Annotated in this window: 20 protein-coding genes, 1 tRNA gene and 1 pseudogene; 11 read left to right on the forward strand and 11 right to left on the reverse strand. The window is 55.1% G+C overall.

The genetic code is table 11. The annotated features are described in order from the left end of the window. Window positions 1-32: 32 nt before the first annotated feature. Entirely contained in the window at window positions 33-758 is a 726-nt protein-coding gene (gene aat / locus ACNAU7_RS06255; protein ID WP_416301554.1) for a leucyl/phenylalanyl-tRNA--protein transferase, read from the reverse strand. A gap of 69 nt (window positions 759-827) precedes the next feature. Continuing rightward, window positions 828-1,262: a ferric iron uptake transcriptional regulator gene (fur, locus tag ACNAU7_RS06260; RefSeq protein ID WP_002218609.1), complete on the reverse strand. Its 435-nt coding sequence runs from the start codon at window positions 1,260-1,262 to the stop codon at window positions 828-830. A 226-nt stretch (window positions 1,263-1,488) separates the two neighbouring features. On the opposite strand from fur, the gene ACNAU7_RS06265 reads away from it, so the two are divergent. Together ACNAU7_RS06265 and dapB are read left to right on the forward strand one after the other, a co-directional pair. Next, window positions 1,489-1,866, forward strand: a complete 378-nt coding sequence (locus tag ACNAU7_RS06265; protein ID WP_323175077.1) for an outer membrane protein assembly factor BamE — start codon at window positions 1,489-1,491, stop codon at window positions 1,864-1,866. 9 nt (window positions 1,867-1,875) lie between these two features. Then, window positions 1,876-2,685, forward strand: coding sequence for a 4-hydroxy-tetrahydrodipicolinate reductase (gene dapB, locus ACNAU7_RS06270; protein WP_416301559.1), 810 nt, complete (start codon window positions 1,876-1,878; stop codon window positions 2,683-2,685). A 263-nt stretch (window positions 2,686-2,948) separates the two neighbouring features. Here the strand turns inward: dapB and ACNAU7_RS06275 are convergent, their stop codons facing one another. From ACNAU7_RS06275 to ACNAU7_RS06290, 4 genes are all read right to left on the reverse strand, one after another. Beyond that, complete coding sequence (locus tag ACNAU7_RS06275) at window positions 2,949-3,359, reverse strand: hypothetical protein (protein WP_416301561.1); 411 nt, start codon at window positions 3,357-3,359, stop codon at window positions 2,949-2,951. Window position 3,360: 1 nt separating this feature from the next. Continuing rightward, the gene (locus tag ACNAU7_RS06280) at window positions 3,361-3,606 is read right to left on the reverse strand and encodes a hypothetical protein (RefSeq protein WP_416301563.1); all 246 of its coding nucleotides are present in this window, start codon (window positions 3,604-3,606) and stop codon (window positions 3,361-3,363) included. Between the two features lie 7 nt (window positions 3,607-3,613). Next, a complete protein-coding gene (lpxB, locus tag ACNAU7_RS06285) occupies window positions 3,614-4,768 on the reverse strand; it encodes a lipid-A-disaccharide synthase (protein ID WP_416301565.1) in 1,155 nt (384 codons plus the stop codon). A 65-nt stretch (window positions 4,769-4,833) separates the two neighbouring features. Then, window positions 4,834-5,826, reverse strand: a complete 993-nt coding sequence (locus ACNAU7_RS06290; RefSeq protein WP_002249920.1) for an RluA family pseudouridine synthase — start codon at window positions 5,824-5,826, stop codon at window positions 4,834-4,836. Between the two features lie 493 nt (window positions 5,827-6,319). On the opposite strand from ACNAU7_RS06290, the pseudogene ACNAU7_RS06295 reads away from it, so the two are divergent. Then, window positions 6,320-8,177: pseudogene (locus ACNAU7_RS06295) on the forward strand (Rne/Rng family ribonuclease); the annotation flags it as partial. 1,705 nt (window positions 8,178-9,882) lie between these two features. Here the strand turns inward: ACNAU7_RS06295 and pdxA are convergent. After that, window positions 9,883-10,872, reverse strand: a complete 990-nt coding sequence (gene pdxA, locus ACNAU7_RS06300; RefSeq protein ID WP_416301568.1) for a 4-hydroxythreonine-4-phosphate dehydrogenase PdxA — start codon at window positions 10,870-10,872, stop codon at window positions 9,883-9,885. Between the two features lie 158 nt (window positions 10,873-11,030). Here pdxA and ACNAU7_RS06305 point away from each other — a divergent pair, with 158 nt between their 5' ends. From ACNAU7_RS06305 to rnhB, 3 genes are all read left to right on the forward strand, one after another. Further along, on the forward strand, window positions 11,031-12,458 hold the full coding sequence (locus ACNAU7_RS06305; protein ID WP_118810578.1) for an alanine/glycine:cation symporter family protein: 1,428 nt from the start codon (window positions 11,031-11,033) through the stop codon (window positions 12,456-12,458). 172 nt (window positions 12,459-12,630) lie between these two features. Further along, a complete protein-coding gene (gene mnmG / locus ACNAU7_RS06310; RefSeq protein WP_416301643.1) occupies window positions 12,631-14,526 on the forward strand; it encodes a tRNA uridine-5-carboxymethylaminomethyl(34) synthesis enzyme MnmG in 1,896 nt (631 codons plus the stop codon). Window positions 14,527-14,594: 68 nt separating this feature from the next. Continuing rightward, window positions 14,595-15,179: a ribonuclease HII gene (gene rnhB, locus ACNAU7_RS06315; protein WP_416301571.1), complete on the forward strand. Its 585-nt coding sequence runs from the start codon at window positions 14,595-14,597 to the stop codon at window positions 15,177-15,179. 782 nt (window positions 15,180-15,961) lie between these two features. Here the strand turns inward: rnhB and ACNAU7_RS06320 are convergent. The 4 genes from ACNAU7_RS06320 to ACNAU7_RS06335 all read right to left on the reverse strand — a co-directional run bounded on the left by ACNAU7_RS06320 (window position 15,962) and on the right by ACNAU7_RS06335 (window position 18,738). Then, window positions 15,962-16,561, reverse strand: coding sequence for a hypothetical protein (locus ACNAU7_RS06320; protein ID WP_416301573.1), 600 nt, complete (start codon window positions 16,559-16,561; stop codon window positions 15,962-15,964). A 100-nt stretch (window positions 16,562-16,661) separates the two neighbouring features. Continuing rightward, window positions 16,662-17,435, reverse strand: coding sequence for a ParA family protein (locus ACNAU7_RS06325; protein WP_002236612.1), 774 nt, complete (start codon window positions 17,433-17,435; stop codon window positions 16,662-16,664). Between the two features lie 98 nt (window positions 17,436-17,533). Then, entirely contained in the window at window positions 17,534-18,157 is a 624-nt protein-coding gene (rsmG, locus tag ACNAU7_RS06330; RefSeq protein ID WP_025457708.1) for a 16S rRNA (guanine(527)-N(7))-methyltransferase RsmG, read from the reverse strand. Between the two features lie 95 nt (window positions 18,158-18,252). Further along, entirely contained in the window at window positions 18,253-18,738 is a 486-nt protein-coding gene (locus ACNAU7_RS06335) for a hypothetical protein (RefSeq protein WP_416301576.1), read from the reverse strand. A gap of 104 nt (window positions 18,739-18,842) precedes the next feature. Between ACNAU7_RS06335 and ACNAU7_RS06340 the strand changes: the two genes are divergently transcribed. From ACNAU7_RS06340 to ACNAU7_RS06360, 5 genes are all read left to right on the forward strand, one after another. Next, a tRNA-Thr gene (locus ACNAU7_RS06340) sits at window positions 18,843-18,918 on the forward strand. Window positions 18,919-18,991: 73 nt separating this feature from the next. Beyond that, the gene (locus tag ACNAU7_RS06345) at window positions 18,992-20,119 is read left to right on the forward strand and encodes an FUSC family protein (protein ID WP_416301578.1); all 1,128 of its coding nucleotides are present in this window, start codon (window positions 18,992-18,994) and stop codon (window positions 20,117-20,119) included. A gap of 180 nt (window positions 20,120-20,299) precedes the next feature. After that, window positions 20,300-20,857 carry a ribosome recycling factor gene (gene frr / locus ACNAU7_RS06350; RefSeq protein WP_002244379.1) on the forward strand — a complete coding sequence of 186 codons (558 nt, stop codon included), beginning with the start codon at window positions 20,300-20,302 and terminating at the stop codon, window positions 20,855-20,857. 55 nt (window positions 20,858-20,912) lie between these two features. Next, window positions 20,913-21,659, forward strand: coding sequence for an isoprenyl transferase (locus tag ACNAU7_RS06355; RefSeq protein ID WP_002242252.1), 747 nt, complete (start codon window positions 20,913-20,915; stop codon window positions 21,657-21,659). A gap of 2 nt (window positions 21,660-21,661) precedes the next feature. Then, window positions 21,662-22,459 carry a phosphatidate cytidylyltransferase gene (locus ACNAU7_RS06360; RefSeq protein WP_025457712.1) on the forward strand — a complete coding sequence of 266 codons (798 nt, stop codon included), beginning with the start codon at window positions 21,662-21,664 and terminating at the stop codon, window positions 22,457-22,459. The last annotated feature ends 2 nt before the right edge of the window (window positions 22,460-22,461 follow it).

Genomic DNA, 22,461 nt, shown 5'->3' on the forward strand with positions numbered 1-22,461 from the left:
ATATTTGAACCTGACCGAAGCATAAGCCGCCATCAAAGCCCCCTGCACGCCACTTCGCGCCGCCCGATTTCCTCTTTCAACGGCACGGCGTTCAACATCCGCAGAAGTTCGGCAAAATCAGCAAACGGCAGCAGCTCCGAACCGAAACGGCGCATATGTTCCGTGTCCTGCTGGCAGTCTATCAATTCCACGCCCAAATCCGCCAAAAACGGCATGGCGCAGGCAAACGCGATTTTCGACGCATCCGGTTGCAACGCAAACATCGATTCGCCATAAAACACGCTGCCGATCTGCACGCCGTAAAAGCCGCCCGCCAACCTCGTTTCACCGCTTTCATCGGGATAATGGCACTCGAAAGAATGCGCGTGTCCCATTTCGTGCAGCTTCAAATATGCCGTCTGAAACTCGGGCGCAATCCAAGTTCCGTCCTGATTCGGGCGCGCCGCTGCCGCACAATGCGCGACCACTTCCGCAAAACAGCCGTTGACCGCAACCCGATAGCTGCCGTTGCGCAGCGTTTTCGCCAGCGAGCGCGGAACGTGCAGACGTTCGGGAACAATCACCGCACGCGGGCCGACCGCATACCAAAAAAACCAACCGTCCCGAGAAAACCACGGAAACACGCCGTTCCGATACGCCTCGAGCAGCCGCCCCACATCCAAATCGCCGCTCACGCCGACCAGCCCGTCGCACCGGGCCAAAGCATAGGTAGGATCGGGAAAGGCATAATTGTCAGGGGCAAGCAGCGGAATACGCATGGCAGTTCTCCAAAAACACAGACGGCATCCAAAATCATGAATGCCGTCTGAACAACAAACCGTCCGGATTTAACGTTTGCCCTTGGCCTGACAGTCGCTGCACACGCCGTACATATACAGCGCGTGATCGACGATGCGGTAGCCGTTTTCCTCGGCGATTTTGTCTTGCAGGGCTTCGATTTCGGGATTGTGGAACTCCGTTACCTCGCCGCACTTCACGCAGACGATATGGTCGTGGTGGTCGCCCTTGTCCAACTCATAAACCGCCTTGCCCGTTTCAAAATGGTGGCGTTGCAAAATGCCCGCCTGCTCAAATTGCGTCAGCACGCGATAAATCGTCGCCACACCGATTTCCACACCCTCTTCCAACAAAATACGGTACACATCCTCGGCACTCAAATGCTCTTCCGCATGAGTCTCGAACAAATCCAAAATCTTCAAACGCGGGCCGGTAACTTTCAGACCGCTGTCTTTCAGTTGTGCAATATTGTTGAATTTTTCCATAATATTCAATACCCCTGTAAAACAATAGACGTTATAATACGCAATTTCGGCCTGTTTGCCCACTATCGCACCATAGCAGTTTGCAATAGCAAAACCGCAACGGCGGACGGGCAGTCGGACACAGACATGGTGAAATACCGCTTAAGCGTATGATTATCGTTCGCTTTTATAAAATATTCAAGCAGTGCTACACTAGACATCCCGATTTGCACAGAAAGGTTCTCCCGTGAACAAAACCCTCATCCTCGCCCTTTCCGCCCTCCTCGGCCTTGCCGCGTGCAGTGCCGAACGCGTCTCGCTGTTTCCCTCCTACAAACTCAAAATCATCCAAGGCAACGAACTCGAACCCCGCGCCGTCGCCTCCCTCCGCGCCGGCATGACCAAAGACCAAGTCCTACTACTGCTCGGCAGCCCCATGTTGCACAACGCATTCCATACCGACCGCTGGGACTATACCTTCAACACCTCCCGCAACGGCATCATCAAAGAACGCAGCAATCTGACCGTCTATTTTGAAAACGGCGTGCTCGTCCGCGCCGAAGGCGACGCCCTCCAAAATGCCGCCGAAGCCCTCCGCGCGAAACAAAACGCAGACAAACAATAAGGAACACACATGACACCGCTCAAAATCGCCATCGCCGGCGTCAACGGCCGTATGGGGCGCGTATTGGTTGAAGCCGTCAACAACCATCCCGACACCGTCCTTTCCGGCGCGCTCGAACACTCAGGCTCAGAAGCCCTCGGACTGGACGCAGGCTACGCCGTCGGACTCAAAACCGGCATCGCCATCACCAACGACATCGACACCGTACTCGGGCAAAGCGACGTACTCATCGACTTTACCCGCCCCGAACCGACCCTCAAACACCTGCAAAAATGCGTTGAAAAACAAGTCAACATCATCATCGGCACAACAGGCTTCGACGATGCGGGCAAAGCCGCCATCCGCGCTGCCGCCGAAAAAACAGGCATCGTTTTCGCCGCCAACTTCAGCGTCGGCGTAAACCTCACCTTCCACATCCTCGACACCGTCGCACGCGTATTAAACGAAGGCTACGACATCGAAATCATCGAAGGCCACCACCGCCACAAAGTCGATGCCCCCAGCGGCACCGCATTACGCATGGGCGAAGTCATCGCCGGCGCGCTCGGCCGCGACCTCAAACAATGCGCCGTTTACGGCCGCGAAGGCCACACCGGTCCGCGCGATCCGTCCACCATCGGCTTTGCCACCGTCCGCGCAGGCGACATCGTCGGCGACCACACCGCCCTCTTCGCCACCGACGGCGAACGCGTGGAAATCACCCACAAAGCCAGCAGCCGCATGACCTTTGCCGCCGGTGCCGTCCGCGCCGCAGTTTGGGTAAACGGCAAAACGGGTTTGTACGATATGCAGGACGTACTCGGGCTGAACAACCGTTAACCCCCATACAAAATGCCGTCTGAAAAGATATTGTTCAGACGGCATTTTGCCGACAGGCTCCGTATCGGCATATCAATGTTTCAACACACAGGACGACACATAAAGCGTCGCCCTATGTGTTGCCCTGATTCGGAAGGGGTTACGCCCCTCCCAAATAAAGTCTGATTCTACCGCCCCGAAGGACAGATGTCCGAGTGGCAGGGTTTCAACCGAAAAGGAAATACGATAAAGTTGCCTGCGCGGCATGACAAGCTACGGCTCGTTTAATTGAAACTCTCCTGATCTAAAAATTCTAACTCTATTTCCCGGCAAACTATATATATGCTGAAAGCAGTCGGAAGATCATACCTACCGCCTATCAATTCCAGCGTACCTCCATAATCCAAGATTTCATCATCCTGCTTTAATTCGCCAAGCTCCAATACATTTTTGATCTTTTTATCTTGGCTCTTCGTAGCGTATACATAGATAAATTTCAGATAGCTGAACTGCTTGAATTTAATTTTTACCCAGTCTGAATAATTAGGCATAGGGATTTCTTGAGGTAAGTCCGGATAATCCACACAATTGACAATGATATGGAATTCATCATTTTTCAAAGTATAGTTTAATAGAGCACCTTCAAATATATACAGAAATTGATAATCTTTTCTTGGAATAGTATAAGTTGTCATATTATTTTACCTTTTCAAAAACAATGGTTTTAAGGACTGTTGAGCTTAAGTCGCTTCCATCACTCTTCTGAAATTTCAGTTGTTTAAACTCCTCCTTTAACGGACCATTATATTTTAACCTTAATCCCATTTGGGCCAGTTCTGTTTCATTTGGAATTCCTCTTAGATATTTATTGGTTACTGTGCCATTAATCACAATTTCTCCCCCTTTTTTTGTAATACGTGCTGCTTCAAGAAGATAATCCATTAACCGCTCAACATCCCGCCTCTTCCAAAACCGCGCGCGCGGCCAAATCCGCCGTATCTTTTTTCAACAGCAGGTGCAATGCCCTGAAATCCTGTTGCAGCGCGGCAACCTTATCGGGGTGTTCGTACCAGTCCGCCAAAGCCGCCGCCAGTTTTTCCGGTTTTGCTTCAGATTGCAATAATTCCGGCACGGCCTCCTTACCCAACAGGATATTCGGCAGGCCGACATGCGGCACTTTGATTTTGCGTTTCACATAAGCATAGGTCAGCGGCGAAATCTTGTAGCTGATGACCATCGGACGCTTGCACAGCGCCACCTCCAAAGTTGCCGTACCGCTCGTTACCAGCACCGCATCCGCCGCCCTGCACACCGTTTCAGACTGTCTGTCGGTTACTGTCAGCGGCAATCCGGCAAACTCCGGATGCTGCAAAACTTCCGCCAAACGCCGCTTCGTCGCCTCCGTTGCGGCAGGCAGCAGGAAGCGTGCGGCGGGATAGCGTTTCAGCAGCAGCAATGCCGTCTGAAAAAACACCGGCGCCATATAGTCGATTTCGCTGACGCGGCTGCCGGGCAGCAGGGCGAATACGGGGATACCGGCATCCACGCCCAAAGTTTGCCGCGCCGTTTCACGGTCGTCTTCCAAGGGCATAAGCTGCGCCATCGGATGACCGACAAACTCCGCACGTCCGCCCGCATCGAGATAAAGCTGCGGCTCCATCGGGAACAGGCACAGCACGCGGTTGACCTGATGCACGATTTTGCCCACGCGTTCCCGCCGCCACGCCCACACCGACGGGCTGACATAATGCACGGTCGGAATCCCCGACCGTTTGAGCCGCTCCGCCACACCCAAATTAAAATCGGGCGCATCGATACCGACAAAGACATCAGGTTTCAACGACAGCAAATCCCGTACCAGCCCCCTGCGTATCCGTAAAATTTCCGGCAGCCGCCTGACCACTTCGACAAAGCCGCGCACCGCCAGCCGCTCCTGATCATAAAGGCTCTCGAAACCTTCCGCCTTCATCAGTTCCCCGCCGATGCCGGTAAACCGCGCCTGCGGGCAACGCTTTCGGATGGCGCGTATCAGGTGCGCCCCCAACAGGTCGCCCGACGCTTCGCCGACACTGACAGCAATCAAAGGGCTTTTTTTATCAACCATATTCGTTCTTCTTCACATACTTTCACGTCCCGATGCCGTCTGAAGGCTTCAGACGGCATCGGGGTTCACATTTTCGTCCCGTTTTCCAACATCACCGCAAACTGTGCCAAGTCCGGCGGCAGCTCCGCCTTCAACACCAGCGGCTCGCCCGTGAGCGGATGGTTCAAGTGCAGCTCGGACGCGTGCAAAAACATCCGCTTCAAACCCAACTTCTGCAAACGACGGTTCGCCTGATAATCGCCGTAGCGTTCGTCGCCCGCAATCGGACAGCCTTGAGATTGCAGATGCACGCGGATTTGGTGCGTGCGCCCCGTTTTCAGCGTTGCCCGCACCAAAGTCAGGTGCGACAGCCCGACACCGTGCAAAATGCCGTCTGAAAAACGGCTTAACACACGGAACACCGTGTGCGCCGACTGCCCGTCCGCACTGACGCGCACCATCTTTTCGCCTTGTGCACCAGTATATTTGAACAGGGGCAGTTTGACATGGAAATTGTCGTCCGGCAGTTTGCCCACCCCCAGCGCAAGGTAGATTTTTTTGGGGTGGTCGTTACGGATGGCTTCGTGAAGTTTGACGAGCGCGCTGCGTTTCTTCGCCACCATCAACAAGCCGCTCGTATCCTTGTCCAAACGGTGGACGAGTTCGAGATAACGCGCCTCCGGACGGGCGCGGCGCAACTGTTCGATAACGCCGAAACTCACGCCGCTGCCGCCGTGCACCGCCACGCCGGAAGGCTTATCGATCACCAAAAGCGCATCGTCTTCGTAAACAACGTCAAACGCACGCGCCGGTACGGCGGCACGCCTTTCAGACGGCATTTCCTTCTCCGCCACGCGCACAGGCGGAATCCGCACCGTATCCCCCTCCGCAATACGGCTGTCGGGTTTGCAGCGTTTCTTGTTCAACCGCACCTCGCCGGCGCGGATAATGCGGTGGATATGGCTCTTGGGAACACCCTTGAGGATTTTTATCAGATAGTTATCAAGGCGTTGACCCGCCTCATGTTCGGCAACCCCTATCAAGCTGACCGAATCTTTGCTTATTTCGTGCGTTTTCATCTATAATCCGAACATCCGTTTCAGCAAAAAGCGCGCCCGCCGCGCCCCCCTGAAACGGTTTACTTTAAAACGGAATTTTATATTAAAAACGCACTCCGCAAAGCATTTTCCCTGCGCCTGTTCCCAGCCGGCAGGCGCAGAACGTAATCAAGTTTGAATTGATTTTGCCGTTTCGGCGCGGAAGTAAGACGGCAGCCGGGCCCCAAGTCCCAAACGCAAACCGCCCAAAACACAGGCATCACGATAACAAGAAGAAGCCGGCCCCCATTTTTCCGACCGCAGCGTTCGGAACGCGGCAGACAAACCGCCGCATCGATCTTTATAGCCTTCTGTATCCGACCCTTCCGCACACGGTTCTCCGGAACGTGCATCCCTGCGGATTTTCAACTCAAAAACTGATTACCGGTTTTATCCGAAAACATCGGAAAACCCAGCCTTACGGAATGCCGAACCGGACCGGCGCGCCCGAATGCCGCCCGTCCACGAGGTGATCATGAAAAGAATGTTATTCAACGCAACGCAGGCCGAAGAGCTGCGCGTTGCCATCGTCGACGGACAAAACCTGCTGGATTTGGACATCGAAACGCTGGGCAAAGAACAGCGCAAAGGCAATATCTACAAAGGCATCATTACCCGCATCGAGCCGTCGCTGGAAGCGTGTTTCGTGGATTACGGAACCGACCGCCACGGCTTCTTGCCGTTTAAAGAAGTCTCCCGCTCATACTTCCAAGACTACGAAGGCGGACGCGCGCGCATCCAAGATGTGCTCAAAGAAGGTATGGAAGTCATCGTCCAAGTCGAAAAAGACGAGCGCGGCAACAAAGGTGCGGCGCTGACCACCTTCATCAGCCTCGCCGGCCGCTATCTCGTACTGATGCCGAACAACCCGCGCGGCGGCGGCGTATCCCGCCGTATCGAAGGCGAAGAGCGTCAAGAACTCAAAGCCGCTATGGCGCAACTCGACATTCCGAACGGTATGAGCATCATCGCCCGCACCGCCGGCATCGGGCGCAGCGCGGAAGAGTTGGAATGGGACTTGAACTACCTCAAACAACTCTGGCAGGCGATCGAAGAAGCCGGCGAAGCGCACCACGACCCCTACCTGCTCTTTATGGAAAGCTCGCTGCTGATCCGAGCCATCCGCGACTACTTCCGTCCCGACATCGGCGAAATTCTGGTGGACAACCAAGAAGTTTACGACCAGGTTGCCGAGTTTATGAGCTACGTTATGCCGGGTAACGCAGGCCGTCTGAAACTCTACGAAGACCATACGCCGCTGTTCTCCCGCTTCCAAATCGAACACCAAATCGAAAGCGCGTTCTCGCGCAGCGTCAGCCTGCCTTCCGGCGGCGCGATCGTCATCGACCACACCGAAGCCCTCGTCTCCATCGATGTCAACTCCGCCCGTGCCACACGCGGCGCGGACATCGAAGACACCGCGTTCAAAACCAATATGGAAGCCGCCGAAGAAGTCGCCCGACAAATGCGCCTGCGCGACTTGGGCGGTTTGGTCGTCATCGACTTCATCGATATGGAAAACCCCAAACACCAGCGCGATGTGGAAAACGTCCTGCGCGACGCGCTCAAAAAAGACCGCGCCCGCGTACAGATGGGCAAACTCTCCCGCTTCGGCCTTTTGGAATTAAGCCGCCAACGCCTGAAACCCGCCTTGGGCGAAAGCAGCCACGTCGCCTGTCCGCGCTGCGCCGGCACCGGCGTGATTCGGGGCATCGAATCCACCGCCCTGCACGTTTTGCGTATGGTTCAAGAAGAAGCGATGAAAGACAACACCGGCGAAGTGCGCGCCCAAGTGCCCGTCGATGTCGCCACCTTCCTGCTGAACGAAAAACGCGCCGAGCTGTTTGCGATGGAAGAGCGCTTGGATGTGAACGTCGTCCTGATTCCGAACATCCACCTCGAAAATCCGCACTACGAAATCAACCGCATCCGCATCGACGACGTAGAAGAAGACGGCGAACCGAGCTACAAGCGCGTCGCCGAGCCGGAAGAAGACGAATCCGCCAAACCGTTCGGCAGCGAAAGGGCCAAAGCCGCCCGTCCCGAACCCGCCGTCAAAGGCGTGCGCCACACCAGCCCCGCCCCGACTGCCGCCCCCGAGAAAAAAACCTCTTGGTGGGACAGCTTCAAGGCTTGGTTGAAACGCATTTTCGGCGGCACATCCGAAACCCCGGCCGCTGCCGAAACCTCCGAAAAACGCATTTCCGGCGGCAACCGCAACGCGCCGCGCCGCACCGGCAGCCGCCGCCAAAACCCGCGCCGAGGCAACAGGCACGACGGAGGCAGGGCGGAAATGCGCGAAACGGCGGATTTCAAAGGCAAAGCGGCAGACAATCAAGCGGCGGAACACGAAACCCGCAACGCCAAAGACAACCGCCGCAGCCGCAACCGTCAAAACGAACGCAACGCCGCAAACGCCGCAGCGGAAGCCGAAAACCCCGAAGTCCGAACACTTGCCGCCGCAACGCCGTCTGAAAACGAAGCCCGCCCGGCCGTGCAGGCGCAAGAAGGCAAACGCCGCCGCAACAACAACCGCAACGAACGCAACCGCGAACAGGCGGAAAACCGTGCGGAAGAAACCTTGTCCGAAGCAGCGGGCAACGTAGCGGAAGAGGGCGTGCAAACCGCCGGTGCCGATGCGCCGAAAGGCAACGAACGCCGCCAACGCGAACGCAACAATCAGCGCGACCGCCGTCAAAACGGCAAAAAACGCAATATCCCGTCTGCCGCCAAAATCGAGCAGTACCTGAATATTCACGACACCGCCGACAAAGTCCGTTCCGCCGCCGCGCACGTTTTCGGAGAAAACGATGCAAATGCTCCGATTACCGTCAGCATTGCCGGACCGGTTGCAGAAAGGGACGTTCCGACAGCATCTCCCGCCGTTTCAAACGGCGATGCACCGGTTTATGATGCGGCAGAAAAAATCCGTCAGGCCGTTGCCGCCATCCTTCCCGAAGGCGCGACACCGAAAGCCGAAGCACAGGAAATGCCGTCTGAAAACGTAACCTTTACGGCTGCGGCGGAACAGGCACGGGAAACCGTACAAACCGGCGGACTCGTCCTGATCGAAACCGACCCTGCCGCATTGGAGGCATGGGCGGCACAACCCGAAGTCCGGGCCGGACGCGGTTTGCGCCGTTCCGAACAGCCCAAGCCGTCTGAAACCGCAACCGTCCCAGCCGAAGAAATGATCCAAGTCGAAACCCGGCAAGGCTGAACCGGCGGCGGCAAAAAGAGGTTCTGTTCCGCAGAACCTCTTTTTTACATGGATTCGGATACCTGCAATGCCGTCTGAACAAGCTTCAGACGGCATTTTTTATTTTTGGGACGCGTTTTTTATTCCTGCCTGTTTTCCCTTGCCGTCGCCTGCCGCGCGCAGTATGCCGTAGGGTCTGTAGGTTTGACTGTAGGGGCGGGCTTCAGCCCGCCAATCCCACCGCCTCCGACAATCCCGCCACATCCGTCCTACCCATAACATTCCCACCGCATCAAATCAACACAAAAATCCACATCCCGCCATTCCCGTGATTCCCGCAACCTTTCGTCATTCCCGTGAAAACGGGAATCTAGAACCTCTAAACTTTCAGATAACCTTTGAATATTGCCGCCGCCCAAAGGTCCGGATTCCCGCCTGCGCGGGAATGACGGCGGCGGACGATGCCGTCTGAAACTCCGTCATTCCCGTGAAAACGGGAATCTAGAACCTCAAACTTTCAGATAACCTTTGAATATTGCCACTGTCCAATGGCCTGGATTCCCGCCTGCGCGGGAATGACGGTTTAGAAGTTGTCCGAAACCTCAAAAAAAACCGAAACCGAACAAACCGGATTCCCGCAACATTCCGTCATTCCCATGGAAACGGGAATCTAGAATCTCAAACTTTCAGATAACCTTTGAATATCGCCACTGTCCAATGGTCTGGATTCCCGCTTGCGCGGGAATGACGGTTTAGAAGTTGCCCGAAACCTCAAAAAAAACTGAAACCGAACAAGCCGGATTCCCGCCTGCGCGGAAATGATGGGTCTTTTATCATCTTTAAAGGCTGCCGCGCGCCATCTCGACGGCGGTCTCCACGGCAGTTATCAGGCTGCCGGAATCCGCCCTGCCGGTTGCCGCCAAATCAAGCGCGGTGCCGTGATCGACGGAGGTGCGGATAAAGGGCAGCCCCAGCGTGATGTTCACGCCCTGCCCGAAACTGTGGTATTTCAACACGGGCAGCCCTTGGTCGTGATACATCGCCAATACGGCATCCGCACCTTCGAGCATAAACGGTTGGAACAATGTGTCCGCCGGATATGGGCCGGCAAGGTTTATCCCTTCGCGGTGCAGGTTTTCGAGCGCGGGGATAATGGTGTCGGTTTCTTCGTGTCCGAGGTGTCCGCCTTCGCCGGCGTGGGGGTTGAGTCCGGCGACTAGGATTTTGGGATTTTTGATGCCGAATTTGTGTTTTAAGTCGTGATGCAAAATGCGTGCGACGCTTTCAATCAGCGACCGCGTAATGGCGGCGGCAACGTCTTTCAGCGGCAGGTGGGTCGTTACGAGGGCGACGCGCAGGCCTTTGCCGGCAAGCATCATCACAACCTGCCCCGTGCCGCTTTTTTCCGCCAGATATTCGGTGTGTCCGCTGAAAAAACCTGTGCTTGCGCGCGCGTCGTTGATGATGCCTTTGTGCAGCGGCGCGGTAACGATGCCGTCGAAAATGCCGTCTGAAATGCCTGTAAGCGCGGTATCCAAAAGTTGCAGCACATAGGCAGCGTTGGCGGGATTGAGTTTGCCCGCCTCAACCGCTTTGGCGGTCGGGATGTGCAGCACTTCCAGCTCGCCGTATGCCGCACCGCCTGATTCCGGATTGAAGTCGCGCAAGACGACGCTTTTGCCCAAGGCTTCGGCGCGCGCGCGCAATAGGTTTTTGTCGCCCAATACCGCGCAGCGGCAGGGCAGGCGGGCAAATGCCAAGTCCAAACAAATATCGGGGCCGATGCCGGCAGGCTCGCCGGAAGTAACGGCAAAGACGGGCTGTTTCATTTCGTTTGCTCCAAACAAAATGCGATTCTAACGCCGCAGCCGCGCGGCGATGTAAATTTTTCTGATTTTGTTGACAATCTGCTAGAATGGGCGTTTACAAAATTTAAACCCTGCTTACATACCGCCATATGTGCGGGTTTCAACTTTAAGGAAGCGATATGAACGAGAACTTTACCGAATGGCTGCACGGCTGGGTCGGTGCCATCAACGATCCGATGTGGTCATACTTGGTTTATATGCTTTTGGGTACGGGGCTTTTCTTCACCGTAACCACGGGCTTTGTCCAATTCCGCCTGTTCGGACGCAGCATCAAAGAAATGCTCGGCGGCCGCAAACAGGGGGACGACCCTCACGGCATCACGCCGTTTCAGGCATTTGTAACCGGCCTTGCCAGCCGCGTGGGCGTGGGCAATATCGCGGGCGTGGCCATCGCCATCAAAGTCGGCGGGCCGGGCGCGGTGTTTTGGATGTGGGTAACCGCCTTAATCGGTATGAGTTCGGCGTTTGTCGAATCTTCGCTGGCGCAGCTCTTTAAAGTCCGCGACTACGACAACCACCATTTCCGGGGCGGCCCCGCCTACTACATCACTCAAGGGCTGGGGCAGAAATGGCTGGGCGTGTTGTTCGCCCTGAGCCTGATTTTCTGTTTCGGCTTTGTGTTTGAAGCAGTTCAGACCAATACCATCGCCGATACCGTCAAATCGGCGTGGGGCTGGGAGCCTCATTATGTCGGCGTTGCCCTGGTGATTTTAACCGCGCCGATTATCTTCGGCGGCATCAGGCGCGTATCTAAAGCGGCTGAAATCGTCGTGCCCCTGATGGCGGTTTTGTACCTCTTTATCGCGCTTTTCATCATTTTGACCAATATTCCGATGATTCCGGACGTGTTCGGCCAGATTTTTTCGGGCGCGTTCAAATTCGACGCGGCAGCAGGCGGCTTCCTCGGCGGTCTGATTTCGCAAACGATGATGATGGGCATCAAACGCGGCCTGTATTCCAACGAGGCGGGTATGGGTTCCGCGCCGAATGCCGCCGCCGCCGCCGAAGTGAAACACCCTGTTTCGCAAGGTATGATTCAAATGCTGGGCGTGTTTGTCGATACCATCATCGTTTGTTCTTGCACCGCCTTCATCATCTTGATTTACCAACAACCTTACGGCGATTTGAGCGGTGCGGCACTGACGCAGGCGGCGATTGTCAGCCAAGTGGGGCAATGGGGCGCGGGCTTCCTCGCCGTCATCCTGTTTATGTTTGCCTTTTCCACCGTTATCGGCAACTATGCCTATGCCGAGTCCAACGTCCAATTCATCAAAAGCCATTGGCTGATTACCGCCGTTTTCCGTATGCTGGTTTTGGCGTGGGTCTATTTCGGCGCGGTTGCCAATGTGCCTTTGGTCTGGGATATGGCGGATATGGCGATGGGCATTATGGCGTGGATCAACCTTGTCGCCATCCTGCTGCTCTCGCCATTGGCGTTTATGCTGCTGCGCGATTACACCGCCAAGCTGAAAATGGGCAAAGACCCCGAATTCAAACTTTCCGAACATCCGGGCCTGAAACGCCGTATCAAATCCGACGTTTGGTAAATCCCGCCCTTACCGGAGCCGCTTCCCCACGAAGCGGCTTTTCCCTGTCCGCGCACTGTAAAAACAGGGCGAACAAGCGTACAATCCCAACCCTTTACTTTTGAATCCATTTCGTTTTTCAGACGGCATCCTGCTTGGAATGCCGTCTGAAACACCGTCAGGCAATACACACATGACCCACATGATTTACCCCAAAACCTACGATGTCATCGTCGTCGGCGGCGGACACGCCGGCACGGAAGCCGCGCTCGCCGCCGCCCGTATGGGCGCGCAGACGCTTTTGCTCACACACAATATCGAAACGCTCGGACAAATGTCGTGCAACCCCTCTATCGGCGGCATCGGCAAAGGGCATTTGGTACGCGAACTCGACGCGCTCGGCGGCGCAATGGCGTTGGCAACCGACAAGTCCGGCATCCAATTCCGCCGCCTGAACGCCAGCAAAGGCGCGGCAGTTCGAGCCACGCGCGCGCAGGCGGATCGCATTTTGTACAAAGCCGCCATTCGTGAAATGTTGGAAAACCAAGAAAACCTTGACCTTTTCCAGCAGTCGGTTGACGACGTAACGCTCGATGGCGACCGCATTTCAGGCGTAATTACCGCGATGGGCGTGGAATTCAAAGCCCGCGCCGTCGTGTTGACCGCCGGCACGTTTTTGTCCGGCAAAATCCACATCGGTTTGGAAAACTACGAAGGCGGTCGCGCCGGCGATCCAGCCGCCAAATCGCTGGGCGGCCGTTTGCGCGAATTGAACCTACCTCAAGGCCGTCTGAAAACCGGCACGCCGCCGCGCATCGACGGGCGCACGATTGACTTCTCCCAACTGACCGAACAGCCCGGCGACACACCCGTTCCCGTCATGTCCGTGCGCGGCAACGCCGAAATGCACCCGCGCCAAGTGTCCTGCTGGATTACGCATACCAACACGCAAACCCACGACATCATCCGCTCAGGCTTCGACCGCAGCCCGATGTTTACCGGCAAAATCGAAGGTGTGGGTCCGCGTTATTGTCCGTCTATCGAAGACAAAATCAACCGCTTCGCCGACAAAGACAGCCACCAGATTTTCCTCGAGCCCGAAGGCCTGACCACGCACGAATACTATCCAAACGGTATCTCCACCAGCCTGCCGTTCGACATCCAAATCGCGCTCGTGCGCAGCATGAAAGGCCTCGAAAACGCCCATATCCTGCGCCCCGGCTACGCCATCGAATACGACTACTTCGATCCGCGCAACCTCAAAGCCAGCCTTGAAACCAAAACCATTGAGGGACTGTTTTTCGCCGGGCAAATCAACGGTACGACAGGTTATGAAGAAGCCGCCGCGCAAGGACTGCTGGCGGGCGCGAACGCCGTGCAATACGTCCGCGAACAAGACCCGCTCCTGCTGCGCCGCGAACAAGCCTATCTCGGCGTATTGGTGGACGACCTCATCACCAAAGGCGTGAACGAACCTTACCGAATGTTCACCAGCCGCGCCGAATACCGATTGCAACTCAGGGAAGACAACGCCGATATGCGCCTGACCGAAGACGGCCACAAAATCGGCTTGGTGGGTGAAGAACAATGGCGCATGTTCAACGAAAAACGCGAAGCCGTCGAACGCGAAATCCAACGTTTGAAAACAACGTGGTACACGCCGCAAAAACTCGCCGAAGGCGAACAAATCCGCGTGTTCGGACAAAAACTCAGCCGTGAAGCCAACCTGCACGACCTCCTGCGCCGCCCGAACCTCGATTACGCCGCGCTGATGACGCTCGAAGGCGCGATGCCGTCTGAACGCCTCTCCGCCGAAGTGGTCGAGCAAGTCGAAATTCAAGTCAAATACCAAGGCTATATCGACCGCCAAAACGAAGAAATCGGCAGCCGCCGCGACATCGAAACCTTAAAACTGCCCGACGGCATCGATTACGCGAAAGTCAAAGGCTTGTCGGCAGAAGTGCAGCAAAAGCTCAACCAGCACAAACCCGAAACCGTGGGGCAGGCAAGCCGCATTTCCGGCGTAACGCCTGCCGCCGTCGCACTGCTGATGGTGCATTTGAAGCGCGGGTTTAAAGACGCGAAATAAACACATCGGCGCGATGCCATCTGAAACACCGTTCAGACGGCATTCCCACCATCCCGACAGGAAACATCATGCACATACTGACCGCCGGCGTGGACGAGGCAGGACGCGGACCTTTAGTCGGCAGCGTGTTTGCCGCCGCCGTCATCCTTCCGGAAACATTTGACCTGCCCGGACTGACCGACTCCAAAAAACTCAGCGAGAAAAAACGCGACGCGCTTGCCGAAATGATAAAAAATCAGGCGGTTGCGTGGCACGTCGCCGCCGCCACGCCCGAAGAAATCGCCAGCCTCAACATCCTGCACGCCACCATGCTCGCCATGAAACGCGCCGTTGACGGTTTGGCTGTGCGTCCCAAAAGAATATTCATCGACGGCAACCGCATTCCCGAACATTTGAACATCCCTGCCGAAGCCGTCGTCAAAGGCGACAGCAAAATCATCGAAATCTCCGCCGCATCCGTTTTGGCAAAGACCACACGCGATGCAGAAATGTACGCACTGGCGCAACGCCATCCCCAATACGGTTTCGACAAACACAAAGGTTACGGCACAAAGCAACATCTGGAAGCCCTCAAACAATACGGCGTGCTGCCCGAACACCGCCGAGACTTCGCCCCCGTCAGAAACCTGCTCGCGCAGCAGGCCTTGTTTTAAACCGGCACAAAAATGCCGTCTGAAGCCTTCAGACGGCATTTCCAGCATCGCAACTTCAAAGAGAAAGAACCCAAACCGTCATTCCCGCGCAAGCGGTAATTTATAGTGGATTAACAAAAATCAGGACAAGGCAACGAAGCCGCAGACAGTACAAAAACAGTACGGAACCGATTCACTTGGTGCTTCAGCACCTTAGAGAATCGTTCTCTTTGAGCTAAGGCGAGGCAACGCCGTACTGGTTTTTGTTAATCCACTATAGTTTTTTGGGTTTCAGTTGTTTTTAAGTTTCGGGAAACTTCCCAACCGTCATTCCCGCGAAAAACAAAAAATCAAAAAAGAAACCTAAAATCCGTCATTCCCGAGCAAACGGGAATCCAATCCGTCCGGTTTCCGTTTTTTTTTGAATTTCAGGTAACTTCCAAACCGCCATTCCCGAGCAGACGGGAATCCAATCCGTCCGGTTTCCGTTTTTTTTTGAATTTCAGGTAACTTTCAAACCGTCATTCCCGCAAAAGCGGGAATCCGGAACGTAAAATCTAAAGAAACCGTTTTTCCCGATAAGTTTCCGTACCGACAGACCTAGATTCCCGCCTGCGCGGGAATGACGATATAGTGGATTAACAAAAATCAGGACAAGGCGACGAAGCCGCAGACAGTACAGATAGTACGGAACCGATTCACTTGGTGCTTGAGCACCTTAGAGAATCGTTCTCTTTGAGCTGAGGCGAGGCAACGCTGTACCGGTTTTTGTTAATCCACTATAAAAATTACTCAATTAAGTACTAATCCCGCAGGGTTATTAGTATTTTTTTATATCTATCTTTTAGATATTCACTTTTTGTTTCACTATATTTCAAACTGAAGTATTGAATCAATTCTGACTTATACATCATAGGTACAAAGTAAATGTATTCTTCGACCAAGTTAGTAAAGTATTCCGCAGAAGTCTTTTTAGGAGAGAGTTTAGGTATACTCATAAAATAGGCCCATTTATTCGGGAATTCCTCAAACATTTTCATCTTAGGGAGATGAAATGCTACAAAAAGAGCTACTCCCTTTCTTTGAATATTCGCTAACATAAGGCGATATATTTCCTCACTCTCAGGAAGCTCATACCTCCACATCATCATTCCAAGAGCAGATACTATACAGCGATTGATTTTACTGTTTTCCGCATACTTATTTGCTATTTGCACCAAAACACCCGCAAATTGAACATCTCTAAAAAGCTCCGTATAATAAGAAGACATTTCTTGCCTAGGCTGTTTCTCAAAATCAACAAGAAGCTTTTCGATCTCTTCGCTTGTTTGAGTTTCCCAATTCTCAATATGATGCTTCAGTTCGATTATTTTATTAACTCGAAGCTTAATTTTGCTGTTCATATTTCTAGAAATCACGATATAAGTATTTTTATTTTAATCCGCCATATTAACGCACCCGGCCAAACAGCATAAAGGCACGGGCAGCCCGATTTGGATTGACCTATTTCCCCGACACCCTCGCCATCAGCTCGTCCGCCAAGGCAAGATACGCCTTGGCACCCTTTGCCTGCGCGTCGTAAGCCATCACCGGCATACCGTGGCTCGGCGCTTCCGCAAGGCGGATATTGCGCGGGATGACGGTTTCAAACAGCAAATCCCCGAAATGGCTGCGCAACTGTTCGCTGACTTCGGCAACCAGCCTGCTGCGGCTGTCGTACATCGTGCGCACGATGCCCGTGATGTCCAAATCGGGATTGACCGCCTGACGGATTTTTCGGACGGTCGCAATCAGGTCGGAAATCCCTTCCAGCGCGTAATATTCGCACAACATCGGCACAATCACGCCACCCGCCGCCACCAAGCCGTTAAGCGTCAAAAGCGTCAGCGAAGGCGGGCAGTCAATCAGGATAAAGTCGTAATCTTCCGCCACTGCCTTGAGCGCGTTTTTCAAACGCACTTCCCGGGCGATTTCCTGTACCAACTCGATTTCCGCACCGGCCAGCGCGCGGTTCGCACCCAACACGCCGTATCCGCCCTCTTTGCTGCGTACCGCCGCCGATTTCACGTCCGCATCGCCCAATAAGACCTGATAAACGCCGGACTGCAAACTCGCCTTGTCGATACCGCTGCCTGTCGTCGCATTGCCCTGCGGATCCAAATCGACCACCAGCACGCGTTTGCCGCGCGATGCCAGCGAAGCCGCCAAATTTACCGTCGTCGTCGTTTTGCCCACACCGCCCTTCTGATTGGCGATGGCAAGGATGTTCGCACTCATGTCCCGCCCGTGTCCCGTCTGATGTTGAAAAAAGAAAAACAGTGCGGAATTTTACCTTTATCCGCACAAAAAAGGTATTCATGCCGTCTGAAGCGCGCTCAACGCTTGCGGAGTATGGCGATATGGCGTTCCGCATCCAAGCCCGGCACGTCAAGCCTTTGGACTTTTTCGACGCACACATCCTGCGGCAGGCGGTCGATTTCCCCCTGCGGATACACGCCCTTCATCGCCGCCCAGTAGCCGCCGTCTTTCAACAGATGCGCCGTCCACGACACAAAATCCGCCAGTTCTGCAAACGCACGGCTGGTAATCACGTCGGCACGCACGTCCGAAACCGCCTCCACGCGTCCGGATACCACGCGCACATTGTCCAATCCCAACTCGATAACCGCCTGCTGTAAAAAAGCCGTTTTCTTCGTATTCGCATCCAACAGCGTAATCTGCACATCCGGACGGCACACCGCCGCCGGAATACCGGGCTGTCCGCCGCCCGAACCGACATCCAGCATCGTCTGCACACCCTCGATATGGGGCAGCAGCGTCAGGCTGTCCAAAAGATGATGGACAATCATTTTTTCCTCGTCGCGCAGGGCGGTCAGATTGTAGGTTTTGTTCCACTTTTTCAACAAATCCACATAGGCCAAAAGCCTGTCCTGCGCCGTTTCCGAAATATCCAGCCCCATCGCGGCAATGCCTGCACGCAGGCGTTCTTTGCGTTCCATATCTGCTTCCTGTCCATATTCAGGCGTAATGTTAGCGGAAAAACATGCCGTCTGAAACCGCGTGTCGGGTTTCAGACGGCACTTCCCGTTCCAAGCTATTTTTTCCTGTGAAACACCACCGGCTGCACCGGCGCGCGCGTCAAGCGTTTGGGCAGCGTCAGCATCGCCACCAGCCACACGGCAAACGCATATTCCGACACCGCCTCCCCGCGCAGCCCGCCCAAGGCGGCACTGCCCAACAACAGCTCGAAAATCCAAGCCACCGCCGCCGCCGCGCAAGCTGCCACGCCCGACAGAAACAGCGCGTAACGGGAATGCCGCCGCATCATCTTCTTATACGCCAGCTTCGTCAGACCCGCCGATACAACCACATTCAAAAACGCAAACACGCCATACACAAACCACACCACGCCGTCCCAGCCTCCCCGCCAGCCGAATCCGCCGTCCGATACCGACACCAGCAGCCCCGTCCGTCCGAACACAAATGCCAAGGCATCATGCACCGACAGTGCGAACGGCAGCGTCAAAAACACCAATCCCGCAAACAAAGCCGCATAGGGATATTTCTCGTTCACATACATCACCGACCCTCCTCACGAAGCAAACCGCATTATACCGTGCAAAACCCAGGCAGCCGCCCGAAAAGTTGCAGAAACAACCGTTCATATATATCATAACGAAAAAAGCCGGTGTAGCTCAGTCGGTAGAGCAGCGCATTCGTAACGCGAAGGTCGGGGGTTCGATTCCCTTCTCCGGCACCAATACCAAGCACAGACCCTCCCTTCCCCGGGAAGCCTGTGCTTTTTCACATTTTCGCTTCAGACGGCAACCGATATGAACACCTCGCAACGCAACCGCCTCGTCAGCCGCTGGCTCAACTCCTACGAACGCTACCGCCACCGCCGCCTCATACACGCCGTGCGGCTCGGCGGGGCCGTCCTGTTCGCCACCGCACTCGCCCGGCTGCTCCATCTCCAACACGGCGAATGGATAGGCATGACCGTCTTCGTCGTCCTCGGCATGCTCCAGTTTCAAGGGGCGATTTACTCCAAGGCGGTGGAACGTATGCTCGGCACAGTTATCGGCCTGGGTGCGGGTTTGAGCGTCTTATGGCTGAACCAGCATTATTTCCACGACAACCTCCTCTTCTACCTTACCGTCGGCACGGCAAGCGCACTGGCCGGCTGGGCGGCGGTCGGCAAAAACGGTTACGTCCCCATGCTGGCGGGGCTGACGATGTGCATGCTCATCGGCGACAACGGCAGCGAATGGCTCGACAGCGGCCTGATGCGCGCCATGAACGTCCTCATCGGCGCGGCCATCGCCATTGCCGCCGCCAAACTGCTGCCGCTGAAATCCACACTGATGTGGCGTTTCATGCTTGCCGACAACCTGACCGACTGCAGCAAAATGATTGCCGAAATCAGCAATGGCAGGCGTATGACGCGCGAACGCCTCGAGGAGAACATGGCGAAAATGCGCCAAATCAACGCACGCATGGTCAAAAGCCGCAGCCATCTCGCCGCCACATCGGGCGAAAGCCGCATCAGCCCCGCTATGATGGAAGCCATGCAGCACGCCCACCGTAAAATTGTCAACACCACCGAGCTGCTCCTGACCACCGCCGCCAAGCTGCAATCTCCCAAACTCAACGGCAGCGAAATCCGGCTGCTCGACCGCCACTTCACACTGCTCCAAACCGACCTACAACAAACCGTCGCCCTTATCAACGGCAGACACGCCCGCCGCATCCACATCGACACCGCCATCAACCCCGAACTGGAAACCCTCGCCGAACACCTCCACTACCAATGGCAGGGCTTCCTCTGGCTCAGCACCAATATGCGTCAGGAAATTTCCGCCCTCGTCATCCTGCTGCAACGCACCCGCCGCAAATGGCTGGATGCCCACGAACGCCAACACCTGCGCCAAAGCCTGCTTGAAACACGGGAACACAGTTGACGGTCAAACACGATGCCGTCTGAAACGCCTGCCGCTTCAGACGGCATCCCCAATCCGCCTACCTTGTCGTCATGCCCGAATAACGGTACTATTCGCAGTTAACAGTTTTCATGCCGTCTGAAAGGTTTGAAGCACGTTTCAGACGGCTGCCCGCTTACCTTATCTTACCGAAAGAACAATATGATCAACGATATTCAAAAAACAGCCGAAGGCAAGATGCAGCGTTCGGTCGAAGTACTGAAAGAAAATCTGGCGAAAGTGCGTACCGGCCGCGCGCATACCGGCCTGCTCGACCAAGTGGAAGTCGAATACTGGGGCAGCATGGTCCCCGTCAGCCAGGTTGCCAACGTAACGCTTCTGGACGCGCGCACCATTGGCGTGAAACCGTTTGAAAGCAATATGGCGGCCAAAGTCGAGAAAGCCATCCGCGATTCAAACTTGGGTCTGAACCCGGCAGCGGTCGGCGACCTGATCCGCGTACCGATGCCCATGCTGACCGAGGAACGCCGCAAAGACCTGATTAAAGTCGTGCGCGGCGAAGCGGAAGAAGGCCGCGTCTCCATCCGCAACGTGCGCCGCGATGCCAACGACCACATCAAAAAACTCCTCAAAGACAAAGAAATTTCCGAAGACGAGGCACGTCGCGGCGAAGAAGCGGTTCAAAAACTGACCGACAAATACATTACCGAAGCCGACAAACTCCTGACTGCCAAAGAAGAAGATTTGATGGCAATTTAACCTGCACGGTTCGGCGTTCAGACGGCATTTGAACGCCGAACCGCGAAAGGCAGACATGAAAAGCAGCACGCAGGCCGTTTTAGAACACACCGCCATTCCCAAGCATATCGCCGTGATTATGGACGGCAATGGCCGTTGGGCGAAAAAACGTTTCCTCCCGCGTATAATGGGACACAAACGCGGTTTGGACGCATTGGAAAATATGGTGAAGCATTGCGCCAAACTGGGTGTGCAATATCTGACCGTGTTTGCCTTTTCAACCGAAAACTGGCGCCGCCCCGAAGACGAAGTTTCGTTCCTGATGGGGCTGTTTTTACAGGCTTTGCAAAAACAAGTACGCCGTCTGCACGAAAACAATATGCGCCTGAAAATACTGGGCAGCCGCGAACGCTTTAATCGGCAGATTCTGCAAGGCATCGAAGAGGCGGAAGCCTTGACGGCAAACAATACCGGTCTGACCCTGAGCATTGCCGCCGATTACGGCGGACGTTGGGACATTTTGCAGGCGGCAAACAAACTGATTGCCGAAGGCGTATCCGAGATTACGGAAGACACGCTGGCGAAATACCTGATGCTGGGTGATGCACCGGAACCGGACTTGTTCATCCGCACCGGCGGCGAAACGCGCATCAGCAATTTCCTGCTCTGGCAAATGGCATATGCAGAACTATATTTCACCGATATTTTGTGGCCAGATTTTGACGGCAAGGCTTTGGACGATGCCGTCGCTTCGTTCCAAAAACGCGAACGGCGGTTCGGACGCACCTCCGAGCAACTGCCTATCGAACAGCAAAGGAACTGAATATGCTGAAACAACGGGTAATAACCGCTATGTGGCTGCTGCCGCTGATGCTGGGCATGCTGTTTTACGCGCCGCAATGGTTGTGGGCTGCATTTTGCGGACTGATTGCCCTGATTGCCTTGTGGGAATATGCCCGTATGGGCGGCTTGTGCAAAATCAAAACCAACCATTACCTCGCTGCAACCTTGGTTTTCGGCATGGTTGCCTATGCGGGCGGTTGGATGCTGCCTAATTTGGTTTGGTATGTTGTTTTGGCATTTTGGCTCGCCATCATGCCTTTATGGTTGAGACTCAAATGGAGGCTCAACGGCGGTTGGCAGGTTTATGCCGTCGGCTGGCTTCTGGTCATGCCGTTTTGGTTCGCGCTCGTATCCCTGCGCCCGCATCCCGATGATGCCCTGCCGCTGCTCGCCGTCATGGGTCTGGTCTGGGTTGCCGACGTTTGCGCGTATTTCAGCGGCAAGGCGTTCGGCAAACACAAAATCGCACCGGCAATCAGCCCCGGCAAGAGCTGGGAAGGCGCAATCGGCGGTGCGGTTTGCGTGGCAGTGTACATGACCGCCGTACGAAGTGCCGGCTGGCTGGCATTCGATACAGGCTGGTTCGATACCGTGTTAATCGGTTTGGTGTTGACCGTCGTCAGCATATGCGGCGACCTGTTGGAAAGCTGGCTCAAGCGCGCGGCAGGCATCAAAGACAGCAGCAAGCTGCTGCCCGGACACGGCGGCGTGTTCGACCGTACCGACAGCCTGATTGCCGTTATCAGCGTCTATGCGGCGATGATGTCGGTTTTAAATTGATT

It is taken from the genome of Neisseria sp. LACPHL-SPEC-2024-00856, assembly GCF_047915665.1.
Classification (GTDB): Bacteria; Pseudomonadota; Gammaproteobacteria; order Burkholderiales; family Neisseriaceae; genus Neisseria; species Neisseria polysaccharea.

Coding starts and splice junctions, on each gene's coding strand:
- aat (WP_416301554.1), bottom strand. CDS start 758: ATGCGTATTCCGCTGCTTGCCCCTGACAATTATGCCTTTCCCGATCCT.
- mnmG (WP_416301643.1), top strand. CDS start 12,631: ATGACCCACATGATTTACCCCAAAACCTACGATGTCATCGTCGTCGGC.
- dapB (WP_416301559.1), top strand. CDS start 1,876: ATGACACCGCTCAAAATCGCCATCGCCGGCGTCAACGGCCGTATGGGG.
- ACNAU7_RS06345 (WP_416301578.1), top strand. CDS start 18,992: ATGAACACCTCGCAACGCAACCGCCTCGTCAGCCGCTGGCTCAACTCC.
- ACNAU7_RS06335 (WP_416301576.1), bottom strand. CDS start 18,738: ATGTATGTGAACGAGAAATATCCCTATGCGGCTTTGTTTGCGGGATTG.
- ACNAU7_RS06355 (WP_002242252.1), top strand. CDS start 20,913: ATGAAAAGCAGCACGCAGGCCGTTTTAGAACACACCGCCATTCCCAAG.
- ACNAU7_RS06280 (WP_416301563.1), bottom strand. CDS start 3,606: ATGGATTATCTTCTTGAAGCAGCACGTATTACAAAAAAAGGGGGAGAA.
- ACNAU7_RS06325 (WP_002236612.1), bottom strand. CDS start 17,435: ATGAGTGCGAACATCCTTGCCATCGCCAATCAGAAGGGCGGTGTGGGC.
- ACNAU7_RS06305 (WP_118810578.1), top strand. CDS start 11,031: ATGAACGAGAACTTTACCGAATGGCTGCACGGCTGGGTCGGTGCCATC.
- ACNAU7_RS06320 (WP_416301573.1), bottom strand. CDS start 16,561: ATGAACAGCAAAATTAAGCTTCGAGTTAATAAAATAATCGAACTGAAG.
- rsmG (WP_025457708.1), bottom strand. CDS start 18,157: ATGGAACGCAAAGAACGCCTGCGTGCAGGCATTGCCGCGATGGGGCTG.
- rnhB (WP_416301571.1), top strand. CDS start 14,595: ATGCACATACTGACCGCCGGCGTGGACGAGGCAGGACGCGGACCTTTA.
- fur (WP_002218609.1), bottom strand. CDS start 1,262: ATGGAAAAATTCAACAATATTGCACAACTGAAAGACAGCGGTCTGAAA.
- pdxA (WP_416301568.1), bottom strand. CDS start 10,872: ATGAAACAGCCCGTCTTTGCCGTTACTTCCGGCGAGCCTGCCGGCATC.
- ACNAU7_RS06290 (WP_002249920.1), bottom strand. CDS start 5,826: ATGAAAACGCACGAAATAAGCAAAGATTCGGTCAGCTTGATAGGGGTT.
- ACNAU7_RS06275 (WP_416301561.1), bottom strand. CDS start 3,359: ATGACAACTTATACTATTCCAAGAAAAGATTATCAATTTCTGTATATA.
- lpxB (WP_416301565.1), bottom strand. CDS start 4,768: ATGGTTGATAAAAAAAGCCCTTTGATTGCTGTCAGTGTCGGCGAAGCG.
- frr (WP_002244379.1), top strand. CDS start 20,300: ATGATCAACGATATTCAAAAAACAGCCGAAGGCAAGATGCAGCGTTCG.
- ACNAU7_RS06360 (WP_025457712.1), top strand. CDS start 21,662: ATGCTGAAACAACGGGTAATAACCGCTATGTGGCTGCTGCCGCTGATG.